General features: G+C 46.6%; 14 protein-coding genes. All 14 read left to right on the plus strand.

Annotation, left to right across the window (positions count from 1 at the left end):
* The first annotated feature begins 24 nt into the window (after positions 1–24).
* Positions 25–3,396: a TipJ family phage tail tip protein gene (locus tag BM329_RS03585; RefSeq protein WP_092549026.1), complete on the plus strand. Its 3,372-nt coding sequence runs from the start codon at positions 25–27 to the stop codon at positions 3,394–3,396.
* 83 nt (positions 3,397–3,479) lie between these two features.
* Entirely contained in the window at positions 3,480–3,707 is a 228-nt protein-coding gene (locus BM329_RS03590; RefSeq protein ID WP_092549029.1) for a hypothetical protein, read from the plus strand.
* Positions 3,707–4,357, plus strand: coding sequence for a hypothetical protein (locus BM329_RS03595; protein ID WP_092549032.1), 651 nt, complete (start codon positions 3,707–3,709; stop codon positions 4,355–4,357). Before BM329_RS03590 ends, BM329_RS03595 begins: the two co-directional genes overlap by 1 nt.
* Positions 4,358–4,510: 153 nt before the next feature.
* The gene (locus BM329_RS03600) at positions 4,511–5,743 is read left to right on the plus strand and encodes a phage tail fiber protein (RefSeq protein WP_177216177.1); all 1,233 of its coding nucleotides are present in this window, start codon (positions 4,511–4,513) and stop codon (positions 5,741–5,743) included.
* Between the two features lie 339 nt (positions 5,744–6,082).
* The gene (gene tgt, locus BM329_RS03605; RefSeq protein ID WP_092549038.1) at positions 6,083–7,207 is read left to right on the plus strand and encodes a tRNA guanosine(34) transglycosylase Tgt; all 1,125 of its coding nucleotides are present in this window, start codon (positions 6,083–6,085) and stop codon (positions 7,205–7,207) included.
* A 184-nt stretch (positions 7,208–7,391) separates the two neighbouring features.
* On the plus strand, positions 7,392–7,730 hold the full coding sequence (gene yajC, locus BM329_RS03610) for a preprotein translocase subunit YajC (protein ID WP_092549041.1): 339 nt from the start codon (positions 7,392–7,394) through the stop codon (positions 7,728–7,730).
* Between the two features lie 27 nt (positions 7,731–7,757).
* Entirely contained in the window at positions 7,758–9,605 is a 1,848-nt protein-coding gene (gene secD, locus BM329_RS03615; protein WP_092549044.1) for a protein translocase subunit SecD, read from the plus strand.
* A gap of 10 nt (positions 9,606–9,615) precedes the next feature.
* On the plus strand, positions 9,616–10,584 hold the full coding sequence (gene secF / locus BM329_RS03620; protein ID WP_092549047.1) for a protein translocase subunit SecF: 969 nt from the start codon (positions 9,616–9,618) through the stop codon (positions 10,582–10,584).
* A 128-nt stretch (positions 10,585–10,712) separates the two neighbouring features.
* Entirely contained in the window at positions 10,713–11,162 is a 450-nt protein-coding gene (nrdR, locus tag BM329_RS03625) for a transcriptional regulator NrdR (protein WP_092549050.1), read from the plus strand.
* Between the two features lie 38 nt (positions 11,163–11,200).
* Entirely contained in the window at positions 11,201–12,307 is a 1,107-nt protein-coding gene (gene ribD / locus BM329_RS03630) for a bifunctional diaminohydroxyphosphoribosylaminopyrimidine deaminase/5-amino-6-(5-phosphoribosylamino)uracil reductase RibD (protein WP_092549053.1), read from the plus strand.
* A 97-nt stretch (positions 12,308–12,404) separates the two neighbouring features.
* The gene (gene ribH / locus BM329_RS03635) at positions 12,405–12,875 is read left to right on the plus strand and encodes a 6,7-dimethyl-8-ribityllumazine synthase (protein WP_092549056.1); all 471 of its coding nucleotides are present in this window, start codon (positions 12,405–12,407) and stop codon (positions 12,873–12,875) included.
* Between the two features lie 28 nt (positions 12,876–12,903).
* A complete protein-coding gene (gene nusB, locus BM329_RS03640; protein ID WP_092549059.1) occupies positions 12,904–13,320 on the plus strand; it encodes a transcription antitermination factor NusB in 417 nt (138 codons plus the stop codon).
* A 101-nt stretch (positions 13,321–13,421) separates the two neighbouring features.
* Positions 13,422–14,468, plus strand: coding sequence for a thiamine-phosphate kinase (thiL, locus tag BM329_RS03645; RefSeq protein ID WP_092549062.1), 1,047 nt, complete (start codon positions 13,422–13,424; stop codon positions 14,466–14,468).
* Positions 14,461–14,952: a phosphatidylglycerophosphatase A gene (gene pgpA, locus BM329_RS03650; protein WP_092549065.1), complete on the plus strand. Its 492-nt coding sequence runs from the start codon at positions 14,461–14,463 to the stop codon at positions 14,950–14,952. The genes thiL and pgpA overlap by 8 nt, the downstream gene beginning before the upstream one ends.
* Positions 14,953–14,973: the final 21 nt, after the last annotated feature.

Consider the following 14,973-nt stretch of genomic DNA (forward strand, 5'->3'; position numbering starts at 1 on the left):
TGCGGCTTTTATTATGGGTGAAATATGGGCAATCTTATTCAGGGCAGCAAGAGAGGTGGCGGTGGCGGGCATACTCCCACAGAATTACCAGATAGTTTGTTATCTGAATCCACGGCAAAAATATTACTGGCTATTTCTGAGGGCGAGATTGCGGGTGGATTAGATGACACGCGCATCTTTCTGGACGGAACGCCGATTGGTAATAACGACGGAACAAAAAATTTTGAAGGGGTGACATGGGAGTTTCGTCCGGGTAGTGAAGTTCAGGAATACATCAAAGGCATTCCGTCCGTGGATAATGAAATTAACATAGATCGGGAACTGAGGGATGATCAGCCCTATATCAGAGCTATCAGTAACACGCAATTATCTGCTGAGCGAGTGAGATTCTCTCTGCCGCGATTTATGCAAATGCATGATAACGGGGATAAGACAGGGTATTGCGTTGACTATGCCATCGATTTATCGACTGACGGTGCTGGATACAAAGAAGTATTGGCATCTGCGTTTGATGGCAAAACAACGAATGAGTACCATCGTACACACCGAATTGATTTACCAAAAGCAGATACTGGATGGCAATTACGGGTTCGCCGGTTAACCAAAAACCAAAACAATTTAAATATTGTTGATAAAGTCAATATTTCTGCTGTTGCGGATGTGATTGACGCGAAATTGCGTTACCCGAATACCGCATTGTTATTCATTACCTTCAATGCCCGTCAATTTAATAACCGTATCCCTAAAATCAGTATCCGCCCAAAAGGGGGGCTGGTTATCAAAGTGCCAACAAATTACGATCCGATCAACCGGACTTATACCGATGTATGGAATGGCACATTTAAAATGGCGGCAACTAACAATCCGGCGTGGGTGTTTTATGATTTGGTACTGAATAATCGCTATGGTTGCGGTGACCGGATCAATCCCGCACAAGTTGATAAATGGGGCTTATACCGCGTTGCTCAATATTGTGACCAATTGGTACCTGATGGTCGGGGCGGCGAAGGTAAAGAGCCACGGTTTTTATGTGATGTGTATATTCAGTCTCAGGAGTCTGCTTATCAGGTCTTGCGGGATATCGCGGGAATTTTTAGGGGAATGACCTATTGGGCTGATAACACAGTAAAAGTTGTTGCTGATATGCCGTCAGATGTTTTTCGTGTTTTCACGAATGCCAGTATTGCGGGGGGCATACCTGAATATGCCGGCGGCAGTCATCAAAATCGTTATACCCAAGCACTGGTGTCCTATTCTGATACCAGCAATCACAGCAATGATGCGATTGAGGCGGTGTCTGATCTCAAATTACAGCGTCGCTATAATGTGCGTAAAACTGATATTTCCGCTATTGGTTGTACTCGCCAGACAGAAGCCAATCGTCGTGGACGTTGGGCACTGTTGACGAATTCACAAGACCGGACGATTACTTTTGCTACTGGACTTGAAGGTGCAGTTCCAAATCCGGGACATATTATCGGTATTGCGGATGCAACCCTTGCTGGACGGGATATTGGTGGGCGCATTTCGATTGCTGATGGGCGCAAGGTTACACTGGATCGCGTTGCAGATGTTAAAGCTGGCGACAGGCTGATTATCAACCTGCCTGATGGGAAATCAGAAGCAAGAACAGTGCAATTAGTCAATGAAAAAACCATTATTGTTACAACGGCGTATTCTCAGAGAATAGAAAAAAATGCTGTCTGGACAATCGACGCGGATGATTTGGCGATACAGCTTTATCGTGTTATTAACGTTTCAGATAATGGAAATAACACCTACACAATAACAGCAGTATACCACGACCCCGACAAATACGACCGCATTGACACGGGTGCCCGAATCGACGAACGTCCCATTTCCGTTATTCCGCCCGGCATCCAGTCGCCCCCGAAAAATATTACCATCAGCAGTGATTCCAGTGTCCATCAGGGCATGGCTGTGACCACCCTGCGCGTGACATGGGAGGCGGTGGAAAATGCCATTGCTTATGAGGCAGAATGGCGGCGGGATAACGGCAACTGGATATCAGCACCGAGAACCTCGACACAAAGTTTTGAAGTGCCGAATATCTACGCCGGACGCTATCAGGCGCGGGTCAGGGCGATTAATGCGGCTGAAATTTCCAGCCTCTGGGCGAATGCCACTGAAACCCACCTGAGAGGGAAAGAGGGTAACCCGCCTGCCCCGCTGGCATTCAGAACCACGCCGATTATCTTCGGCATCCAGCTCGACTGGGGCTTTGCTGCCCATACCAGTGACACCCTGAAAACCGAAATCCAGTACAGCCAGACGAATGACGGCGAGGGACTGATGTTACTGGCTGATATCCCCTATCCCCAGCGCACGCACACCATGCAGGGATTAGCCGCCGGGGTGGCGTTCTACTTCCGGGCGCGGCTGGTGGATAAATCCGGCAATCCATCGCCGTGGACGGCCTTTATTCGGGGTGAATCGTCCAGTGATACCCGCTGGATTACTGATGCCGCCGGTAACCAGTTTATGACCACCGAGGCCGGGAAGCGGCTGGCCGCCGACATTGACTGGAACGCTGAATCCGTATTGATGCTGAGCAATGAACAGCAAAAGTTATCCAAAGAATTGCTGGTGCGTGACGGGGAAAATAAGGCACAAATTCAGGAGTTATGGTCAGTCAGGGTCACGGATAAAGAGGCGGCGGCGCAGCGGATGACCGAGGTGAATGCCGAAATTGGAGAAAACACCTCGCGCATCAAATCGGTTGAGACAACGATAGCGGGAAAAGACCGGACGTACGGCCAGCAATTTACCGAAATACGCACAAACCTCGGCAATATGGCGGCAGATGTGATCACCAACAAACAGGCCATCTCCACTGCGCAAAAGGCGCAGGCGAAAAAAATGGAACAGGTTCAGGCGCAGCTGGGTGACCAGCAGGCCATGATCAACAGCAAGATGCAGGCGGAATTTGACCAGTCCGGCAGTGGTTATGCCATGCACAGTACGAACATCATCCTGAAATACAATGGGCAGAAATACACGGCCGGCGGCATGGTCATCAGCGGTGAGATTAAAGGCGGAAAATTAGAGTCTTACATTGGATTTTCGGCTAACAACTTTGCCTTTTTTAATCCCGTTAACGGAAAGCCCACGCCGTTTATGACGGTGAAAAACGGGCAGATGTTTATCAACAGCCTGTTTGTTGATATGGCCAATATTCAACAGTTATTGGTGGGTATTGATATTAAATCCACGAACTACATTCCCAATCAGCAGGGTTTTAGATTTGACGCCCAAACCGGTGCTATTGAGATTAACGGTGTAAGCAACGAATACAGAATAATGATATCAAATAGAGGGTTTTATTTATTTGATAAAACCAACACCCCGATAATCGAATTAGGTGAATTGTTGTGAGAAATTACGGATTGAGAATCAGAGAGCCAAAAACAGGGCGAATAAAGATAGATACGTCATCCCGAATTGGCAGAATTTTGGGAATGGTTACATTGCCTGATGTGGGTGGAGGAGAGCGCCGTTCTGGTAGCATCCCGCTGGATGGGCCGTCAAAATATGGCGAGGTTTTTATTTTTGTTGATAGCGATGTTGTTATTTACGGTCGTGTAATTTTTAACGTCTGGTATAACAATGACGCCATACACTACGATATCAGTTGCGGTGATCAGGCTGCGTTGGGGGGAACCAATGTTTTTTACGGAGTTAGATGATGTTCGGACTACGTGTTACCGGCGATGATTATATTTACCAGATTGACGGGGTGAATTGCAGCTATGTATTACGCGCTAGGGACAGGTTGTTTTTGCGAGGGGGTTTTGAGGATAACACTCTGGCTATTACGCGGGGTGTTAGCACCCGGATAAAAACGCCATACGTTGACGGTGATTTAATATTTATGAAAACAGAGGGGGACGTAAATATTGTTGCTAATCGATTTAAAGGCACCATTTACCAGCCCCCCGGAGATAGCTCAGGATACGTTACACTATACTTTTTCAATTCATCCGCCGTGGTTAAATCGGACTCAAAAATCGGTTTGCGTGTCAGAGGAATGAATAGGAACGTTATATTTGATTCTGGCAACGAGCACCTAAAAATCATCCATAGCGAAGTTGGAAGCAATATTATTTATGACTATTCTCGTCAATTTAATACAGATATAGCAGTAAACGTATCAACAATATGCAGCAGACAACGAAACGAATTCGAATATTATGAATATTACGAATCATTTTTCAATTGCACAAATAACCATCTGAGAATAAAAGAAATGTTTTCGTGGGGTGAAGATTTGCCATCCATAGAAGGATATACAGAGGGAAACTCATTTATTCTAGTCGCTGACGTCAGCGGGTTTTAATTTATCATTTCTATCTCTTAATTAGTTAAAATACGAGAATACTAAATCATGTACTACTCACAGGGCACCATCTCCACCGTGTCCGGCTCGGCGATTGTCCGCGGCACGGGCACCAAATTTAAATCCAACATTAACGGCGTTGCCCCGGCACAATTGATTTTAATCCAGTCCGGCAACGGTAACCTGTTGCATATGATTCAGGCGGTGAACTCCGATACTGAATTGGTGCTGGCGGATAATGCCAGCGTCACCCTGAACAACGTTACCTACCAGATACAGGTAACCGTGCCTGATTCCATCTCGGACGGTGTTCGGCATATGGTGGCCAACAGCAGCTATATCGTCGATTTCCTTCAGAACATGGACAAGTGGATGTCACAAAGTGGCACGGTGAATGTGACGCTGCCAAACGGACAATCGGTGTCGTTACAATCGATACGGGCATTACAGGCGGGGGAAGAGGGGAAGATGTCGGCCAGTAGCGGGGATTATAATGCTGATTTCAGGTTTAAGCAGGTGGGAACGCTGCCGGCTGAAAAAAATGCCGTAATGTTAGTCTCTGCAACCGATATACCAGCAAATAGCATGGCAGCATTCACCCGTTATCAGTGGCATAACAATGATATCCAGACGGGAATTGTGCGGGGTGGCGGGGTGGATACACAGGGATATGCAATTGATATTAACGCCAAGAGAGTACTGACAGTCAGTTCGGAGGGTATCGGCATACATTCTAATATTCCGTGGGGCGGAATCAGTGTCACCCGCCCCAGCAAAACCTTCTGGAGCATAGAGGGCACGCCTGATTCTGGTGATGATGTCCTGCTAAATTTTGTAGATAGAAATCCTGACAGCTCAAACAGATCTGTTCAGCAATTGCTTAAGGGAAGCGGTGTTATTCTGTCACTCGGGGTTAACTGCTGGCGGGACAGCAATGGGTTTATCAAAACCGCCTCCCCCCTCATCGAAATCCATCCCGATGGCACCTTTACCACCAATGACGAATCCGAAGGGGCAACAGTCACCAAACCCGGCATCGGTCACTATCAGGTTGCTAATGTCCTCGGCTATAACGCCGACAAAGCGTGGGGTGTGCATGGTGGCATTTCCACCCCGAAAAATAATAACGGACTGGAGTTAATCTACCTTGATGACAAGGTACAACCAGATGGCAGCATCACGATTGAAACCTTTCACCGTCAGCACAATCATTTACCTGAGCGTTTTCAGAACAATCGGATAAAAGAAATCGTGGACGGCGAGAAGGTCTACTATGCGGACGGCGAACCCTGTGACATTCCCGAGGGCTGTCGTTTGGATGTCCGTGTCCAGATGCCGGCAGATTCGGTGTGGAATGTGAGGCAGGGAATTACAGACGGGGATTAGATCCCCGTTTTCTGTCAACATAGCCATCTAACCACTGCATCACTGGTGGGGTGGGTGTGGATTAGATTCTTGATATCCTGTCAATGCTGCTATCAGATCACCAAACCATTTCTATCACGTTTCATCTTGTTTTAGTATGAAGCTCTATTATAGATAGAGAAATCACTTCGGAGTGACTGTGTCAAAACTGTGACACAAAAAAGGCAAAATGGCACAAGGAATAGCAAAATATAGCATACCAAGTACTGCGAGGCTGGCGTATACAGTGGCGTTATTAGCTATTAGAATGTGCGGATTTTTGTAATACATCGGACTGTTTTTCTGATGTCTGGAGGTTAAGTGAAATTTGAGTTACAAAAGACGGATGGAAATGCCCGTCGCGGTCGTCTGGTTTTTGAGCGTGGTGTGGTGGAAACCCCTGCATTTATGCCAGTGGGCACTTACGGTACGGTAAAAGGGATGACACCGGAAGAAGTAAAAGAAACGGGAGCGCAGATCCTGTTAGGAAATACTTTCCATCTTTGGTTGCGTCCGGGGCAGGAAATCATGAAATTGCATGGTGACCTGCATGATTTTATGCAGTGGCAGGGGCCTATCCTGACAGACTCCGGCGGTTTTCAGGTTTTCAGCCTCGGTGCGATGCGTAAAATCAAGGAAGAAGGCGTTCATTTCCGTAACCCAATCAATGGGACGCCTGTTTTCCTCAGTCCAGAAAAATCGATGGAAATCCAATATGATTTGGGTTCCGATATTGTCATGATTTTTGATGAATGTACGCCATACCCTGCCGATTGGGATTATGCGAAGCGTTCTATGGAAATGTCATTGCGTTGGGCCGCACGCAGTCGCCAGCGTTTTGATGAGCTGAATAATAAAAATGCGCTGTTTGGTATCATTCAGGGTAGTGTTTATGAAGATTTACGTGACGTTTCCGTAAAAGGGCTGGTGGAAATTGGTTTTGACGGCTACGCTGTGGGTGGCCTGGCCGTAGGTGAGCCAAAAGAAGACATGCACCGTATTCTGGAACATGTATGCCCGCAGATCCCACAGGATAAGCCTCGCTATCTGATGGGTGTCGGCAAACCGGAAGATTTAGTTGAAGGTGTTCGTCGTGGCATTGATATGTTTGACTGTGTGATGCCAACACGTAATGCCCGCAATGGTCATCTGTTTGTGACAGAAGGGGTTATCAAAATCCGCAATGCCAAACATAAAGAAGATACTTCTTCGCTGGATGAACATTGTGACTGTTATACTTGTCGGAATTATAGCCGCGCATATCTCCATCATCTTGATCGTTGTAACGAAATTCTTGGTGCAAGGCTGAATACAATACATAATTTAAGGTATTATCAGCGTCTGATGGCAGGAATTCGCAAAGCCATTGAAGAAGGCAAACTGGAACAGTTTGTTGAAGAGTTTTATCAGCAGATCGGTAAACCCGTTCCGCCGTTAAATATATAATTTGACGTGACTAATCAGCCTCAATATGTGTAGCATATTGGGCTGGTTTTTGATCAAGAAACTATCGATTTTTCGATAGTCATATTTTCGACAACAATATTTTCAACAACAATATTTTTGACAACATATCTTCGATAACAATGTCTTTAATAGCACTGTCTTCGATAACAATGAGGGAAATTTGATGAGTTTTTTTATTTCTGAAGCTGCGGCAGCTGCTGGTGCGCCAGCGCAAGCTCAGGGTAGCCCATATTCTCTGATTATCATGCTGGTTGTTTTCGGTCTGATTTTCTATTTCATGATCCTGCGTCCACAACAAAAACGCACTAAAGAACATAAAAAACTGATGGATTCCATCTCCAAAGGGGATGAAGTACTGACTTCTGGTGGTTTGGTTGGTCGTGTCTCTAAAGTGTCTGAAACTGGCTATGTTGTGATTGCCCTGAATGACACCACAGAAATAACTGTCAAACGTGACTTCGTTGCTGCCATTTTGCCGAAAGGTACAATGAAAGCTATTTAATTTCCGATTTTCCCGAAGGGAACTGCCGTGTTGAACCGTTATCCTTTGTGGAAGTATCTGATGCTGATCGCTGCGATCCTCATCGGTTTGCTTTATGCACTTCCCAACCTTTATGGTGAGGATCCGGCTGTACAAATCACTGGCGCGCGAGGCATCGCCGCCAGTGAAAAAACGCTGGACCAAGTCCGTAATGTTTTAGAAAAAGATCAAATCAAGAGCAAGTCCATTGCGTTAGAAAATGGAGCAATCCTTGCTCGTTTCAATAGTTCTGATGTTCAGCTCCGTGCCCGTGAAGCACTGGTCTCAGCGTTGGGTGAACAGTATGTTGTGGCATTAAACCTTGCTCCCGCAACGCCTGTCTGGTTAAGTAAAGTTGGTGCTGAGCCGATGAAACTGGGGCTTGACTTGCGTGGCGGTGTTCACTTCTTGATGGAAGTGGATATGGAAACTGCACTGAGCAAGTTACAGGAACAGAATATTGATAGTCTACGCATTGAGTTGCGTGATCAGGGCATCACTTATTCTACTATCCGCAAGATTGATAATTATGGCGTTGAAGTTCGTTTCCGTGATAGCGATGCCCGTTCTAAAGCGGAAAACTATCTTGAATCTCGTCACCGTAACTTAGTCTTCTCTGCCGGCGCCAATAATACGCTGAAAGCCGTGATGAGTGATGAGCGGCTGCGTGAAGCGCGTTCTTATGCTGTTCAGCAGAATATTACCATCCTGCGTAACCGTGTTAACCAACTTGGGGTTGCTGAGCCACTGGTTCAACGTCAAGGCGCAGATCGTATTGTTGTTGAATTACCCGGTATTCAGGATACCGCCCGCGCTAAAGAGATCCTCGGCGCAACGGCAACCTTGGAATTCCGTCTGGTCAATACCAATATTGACCAAAATGCAGCACTGGCTGGTCGTATTCCCGCTGATTCAGAACTGCAATATACCCGTGATGGTAACCCAGCCGTATTGTATAAGCGTGTTATCCTGACAGGGGATCATATTACTGATTCCACTTCCAGTACGGATGAGAACGGTTATCCACAGGTGAATATTTCTCTGGATAGCGCGGGTGGTACTGCGATGTCTAATTTCACCAAAGATAACCTGCAAAAGCCAATGGCAACGCTGTTTGTGGAATATAAGGACAGCGGCAAAAAAGATGCCAATGGTCGTTCGCTTTTGGTTAAGAAAGAAGAAGTTATTAATATCGCTACCATTCAGTCGCGTTTAGGTAACAGTTTCCGCATTACGGGTCTTGGTAACCCGGCCGAAGCCCGCCAGTTATCACTGTTGCTGCGTGCTGGCGCGTTGATTGCGCCAATCCAGATTGTGGAAGAACGTACTATAGGGCCAACGCTGGGCTTGCAAAATATCGAGCAAGGCCTTGAAGCGTGCTTGTGGGGCTTGGTTGCTTCCATTCTGTTTATGGTGATTTACTATCGCAAATTTGGTCTGATTGCGAGCAGTGCATTGCTGGCAAACTTAGTCCTCATCGTCGGTATTATGTCTCTGTTGCCGGGTGCAACACTGACTATGCCGGGAATTGCCGGTATCGTTCTGACACTAGCCGTAGCCGTGGATGCGAATGTGTTAATCAACGAACGCATCAAAGAAGAGTTGCGTAATGGACGCACGGTTCAGCAGGCAATTCATGAAGGTTACAAAGGCGCGTTCTCCAGTATCATCGACGCAAACCTGACTACGCTGATTACTGCGATCATCCTGTATGCAGTAGGCACTGGCTCTATCAAGGGCTTCGCGATCACCACGAGTATTGGTGTGGCGACTTCGATGTTCACTGCGATTGTGGGAACGCGAGCAATCGTGAACTTGCTGTACGGTGGCAAGCGTATCAATAAGTTGTCAATTTAAGGAGCACGTTGTGGCACAGGATTATACTGTTGAACAATTAAACTATGGGCGTAGAGTCATTGACTTTATGCGCTGGGACAACGTTGCCTTTGGGATTTCGTTCCTGTTATTGGTTGCTTCCATCGTTACGATGGGGGTTCGTGGGTTTAACTGGGGTCTTGATTTTACCGGTGGGACGGTCATTGAGATTAATCTGAGCAAACCTGCGGATCTGGACAAAATGCGCGATAGCCTGACACAGAATGGTTTTTCTGATGCGCTTTTGCAAAATTTTGGCAGCAGTCGTGATGTGATGGTGCGTATGCCTCCGGTAGCAGGTAATGCAGGACAGGAACTGGGTAATAAGATTATTTCCGTTATTAATCAGAATATTGATAACGATGCTACGGTTAAACGCGTAGAGTTCGTCGGTCCGAGTGTAGGAAGCGAACTGGCGCAAACCGGAGCAATGGCGCTATTGGTTGCACTGATCTGTATCCTGATTTATGTCGGTTTCCGCTTTGAGTGGCGTTTGGCACTGGGAGCAGTGATTGCGCTTGCACATGACGTAATTATCACTCTGGGTATTCTGTCGTTGTTTCATATCGAAATTGATCTGACTATCGTTGCATCATTGATGTCCGTTATCGGTTATTCATTGAACGACAGTATCGTTGTATCGGATCGTATTCGTGAAAACTTCCGCAAGATACGCCGTGGTACCTCTTATGAGATCATGAATGTTTCACTGACCCAGACTCTGAGTCGTACGATCATGACTTCTGCCACGACATTGCTGGTTGTGCTGATGCTGTACATTTTCGGTGGGGAAATGCTGAAAGGCTTCTCACTGGCAATGTTAATCGGTGTTTCCATCGGTACAGTTTCTTCCATCTATGTTGCCTCTGCACTGGCTTTGAAACTGGGTATGAAACGTGAACATATGATTCAGCAGAAAGTTGAGAAAGAAGGGGCTGATCAGCCTTCCATACTTCCTTAATGACTTAGCCTGATCGCGTTTTTTTGATAGTGTCTAAACGCCCTGTGAGTACTTACTGACAGGGTGTTTTTCATTATCACTTCAAGGTACACTGTCACTCTCCCTTCGGTTAACTGTCAGGAAACGATATGCATTGCCCATTTTGCGCAGCCGTTGATACTAAAGTTATTGATTCCCGTCTGGTTGGGGATGGCTCACAAGTGCGCCGTCGCCGTCAGTGCCTGGAGTGCCATGAACGCTTCACTACGTTTGAAATAGCAGAACTGGTGATGCCACGCGTCATTAAGAGTGATGATATTCGGGAGCCTTTTGACGAAGAAAAATTGCGGCGTGGTATGCAAAAGGCACTGGAGAAGCGCCCTGTCAGTTCTGATGATGTAGAAACAGCAATTAGCCATATTAAATCTCAGGTGCGGGCAACGGGAGAGCGTGAAATCCCATCCAAAATGATTGGAAATTTTGTCATGGATGCCCTGAAAAAACTGGATAAAGTAGCCTATATTCGTTTTGCATCTGTTTACCGTAGTTTTGAGGATATCCGAGAATTTGGCGAAGAGATTGCCAAACTACAAGATTGAAAATATGAGTTTTCAAACAATATAGCTACCTAAAAATTATGACACTCGATGAAATTTATATGTCCCGTGCGCTGGAGCTGGCGTATCAGGGACGTTTTACAACATCCCCTAACCCGAATGTAGGTTGTGTCATCGTTAAGGATGATCAGATAGTAGGGGAAGGTTTTCATTTACGTGCGGGTGAGCCTCATGCAGAAGTACATGCCCTGCATATGGCGGGTGAAAAAGCCAAAAGTGCCACCGCTTACGTCACACTTGAACCATGCAGCCATCACGGTAAGACTCCTCCCTGTGCTGATGCCTTGATTGCCGCCGGTCTAAGCCGTGTTGTGGTCGCGATGCAAGATCCCAATCCACAAGTTGCCGGGCGCGGTTTATATAAATTGCAACAGGCAGGCATTGCGGTTGAGCATGGTCTGATGATGAATCAGGCAGAATCCTTAAATAAGGGGTTTCTCAAACGTATGCGTACGGGGTTCCCTTATCTGCAATTGAAGCTGGGGGCATCATTGGACGGCCGCACTGCGTTATCATCTGGGGAAAGTAAATGGATTACTTCACCACAGGCGCGTGAAGATGTGCAGAAATTGCGGGCACAGTGCAGCGCAATTTTGAGTTCGAGCGCAACAGTATTGGCTGATGATCCTTCACTGACTGTTCGTTGGAATGAACTGGATGCTGAAACACAATCGGTTTATCCCCAAGAGCAGGTTCGTCAACCCATCCGTATCATCACTGATAGCCAAAATCGTGTCACACCGCAGCATCAAGTTGTCCAGCAAACAGGGCAATGTTGGTTAGCACGTACTAACAAAAACGAACAGCAATGGCCTGATAATGTCGAACAGATTTTATTGCCGGTACATGGTAATGGTGTTGATTTGGTTCTGCTGATGATGCAGCTGGGCAAGCGTCAGATAAATTCAGTTTGGGCGGAATGTGGCCCTGCTTTGGCCGGTGCTCTATTGTCTCTGGGGCTGGTCGACGAATTAATCCTTTATATTGCACCTAAGATACTGGGCAATAGTGCCCGTGGATTGTTCGATATCCCAGAATTGCAAAGACTCTCGGATGCCCCTGAATTCGTTTTGTCTGATGTAAAGCAGATTGGGTCTGATGTGCGTCTTCGCTTACGCCCGGTCTAGATTCTGATTTAAGTCTGGACATAAACCAATACGCAGAGAAAAATAATGTGATAAGATCCGCGCCCCTGCGGATATGAATCAAAATATAAGGAAGGCTATGAACGTAATCAAAGGTGTTGTTGCAACCCCTGAAGCCCGCATTGCAATTGCAATTGCCCGCTTTAACAACTTCATTAATGACAGCCTGCTGGAAGGAGCCGTGGATGCACTAGAACGCATCGGTCAGGTTTCTTCAGATAATATCACCGTAGTATGGGTTCCAGGTGCTTATGAATTGCCGTTGACGGCTAAGGCACTGGCTGAAACCAATAGATATGATGCGGTTATCGCTTTGGGGACTGTTATCCGCGGCGGTACAGCTCACTTCGAATATGTTGCTGGTGAATGCAGCTCTGGTTTATCCAGCGTAGCAATGTCCAGTGATATCCCTGTCACGTTTGGTGTTCTGACGACTGAAAATATTGAACAGGCAATCGAACGCGCAGGTACCAAAGCGGGTAATAAAGGGGCGGAAGCTGCCTTGACCGCATTGGAAATGATTAATGTAATCAAAGCTATTAAAGGCTGAATTTTTAGTTTTAATTAAGGGGAATCTTGTGAAACCTGCTGCTCGTCGTCGTGCTCGTGAGTGTGCTGTTCAGGCAATTTATTCATGGCAATTATCCAATAATAGTATTGCTGATATTGAATTGGATTTTCTGTCAGAGCAGGACGTAACTGGTGTTGATATCACCTATTTTCGTGAATTGTTATCCGGGGTAGCGGTCAATGCTGCAAAATTGGATGCCTTGATGGCACCTTATCTTTCTCGTCAGCTTGGAGAGTTGGGGCAGGTGGAAAAAGCCATCTTGCGCGTTGCGATGTTTGAACTAAGCTTTCGTGATGATGTTCCCTACAAAGTGGCTATCAATGAAGGTATCGAACTGGCAAAAACGTTTGGCGCTGAAGATAGTCATAAATTCGTGAATGGGGTATTGGATAAAGCTGGTCCAGCAGCACGCAAGAAAAAGTGATTGCTTGCCAGGAGTTCCCCATTATAACTTGATGATTTTACGCATGAGGGCGGTAATCCGGCCTCATGCGCTCATCGTCAGTCACTTTCTGGAATTCTATTATGGCATGTGGTGAATTTGACCTCATTGCACGTTATTTCAATCGCCATATCATCCGCCGACGTGATGTAACTCTAGGGATTGGTGATGATTGTGCGCTGATGACCGTTGCAGATAAACAAGAACTAGCGGTAACAACCGATACTTTGGTTGCTGGGGTTCATTTCCTTCCTGAGATCTCACCGGAAGATTTGGCCTATAAGGCATTGGCTGTCAATATAAGCGATCTGGCTGCTGTTGGAGCAGATCCTGCTTGGGCATCGCTGGCATTAACATTACCCGACATCACTGAAGATTGGTTAAAGCGGTTCAGTGACAGTCTGTTTGAGCAACTGAATTATTACGGTATGCAATTGATTGGTGGGGATACCACAAAAGGTCCCATGAGTTTGACGTTAACCGTACATGGTTTAGTTCCGGCTGGCCGCGCGTTGCGCCGCACTGGTGCAAAGAACGGTGACTGGATTTATGTAACCGGAACATTGGGTGACAGTGCCGCAGGCCTTGCTCTGTTGCAAGATCGTCTGACTGTGGAAGATATGGCAGTCCACAACTGGTTGGTTAAGCGTCATCTACGTCCGCAGCCACGGGTTCTACAAGGACAGGCACTTCGTACTCTGGCTTCTTCGGCGATTGATCTGTCCGATGGCTTGATTTCTGATCTCAACCATATCTTGTCTGCCAGCCAATGTGGTGCGCGTATTAACCTGGATGTGTTGCCTTATTCTGAAGCAATGCAGCAATATGTCGCTGCTGAACAGGCGTTGAAATGGGCGTTGAGTGGTGGGGAAGACTATGAATTGTGCTTTACTGTGCCTGAGCTTAACCGTGGTGCATTAAATATGGCGTTGGCTCATTCTGGAGCCAGTTTCTGTTGTATCGGGCAAATCAGACCAGAATCAGAAGGTATCCGCTATTTTAACAACAATGAAGAAATTCAGCTGGATCTGAAAGGTTTCGACCATTTTAAAACCAATAAGAAACCAGTCGCTCCTTTTTCGGCAGCACAACAAACAGAAAATGATCATACGGCGGGAACACATGGATGATGCAAAACGTCACTTAAAAATGAGCAATCCGTGGCATTTGTTGGCTACGGGGTTCGGGAGCGGCTTATCACCAATAATTCCGGGCACGATAGGCTCAGTGGCGGCGATCCCTTTCTGGTTACTGCTGATGCAGTTGCCGACAGGCGGAATATGGTTGGTTATCTTGCTGGGAACGGTCATTGGATGTGTGATTTGTCAGAAAGCCGCTGATGCAATGAACGTGGAAGATCCGGGCTGTGTGGTTTGGGATGAATTCATTGGTATGTGGATTACTCTGATGGCGATCCCTGTGCTCAACTGGCAGTGGGTTTTAGTTGGTTTTGTGGTATTCCGCATTTTCGATATGTGGAAACCGTGGCCGATTCGTTGGTTTGACCGCTATGTAAAAGGCGGGATTGGCATTATGCTGGATGACATTATCGCGGCGATTTTTGCAGTTGCGGTTATCTGGTTGCTGAATTTCTACCAACTGTTACCTTTCTAAAAACGGTTTCTTCTCTAAGCC

Source organism: Xenorhabdus koppenhoeferi (assembly GCF_900116635.1).
In the GTDB taxonomy this organism is placed as follows: domain Bacteria; phylum Pseudomonadota; class Gammaproteobacteria; order Enterobacterales; family Enterobacteriaceae; genus Xenorhabdus; species Xenorhabdus koppenhoeferi.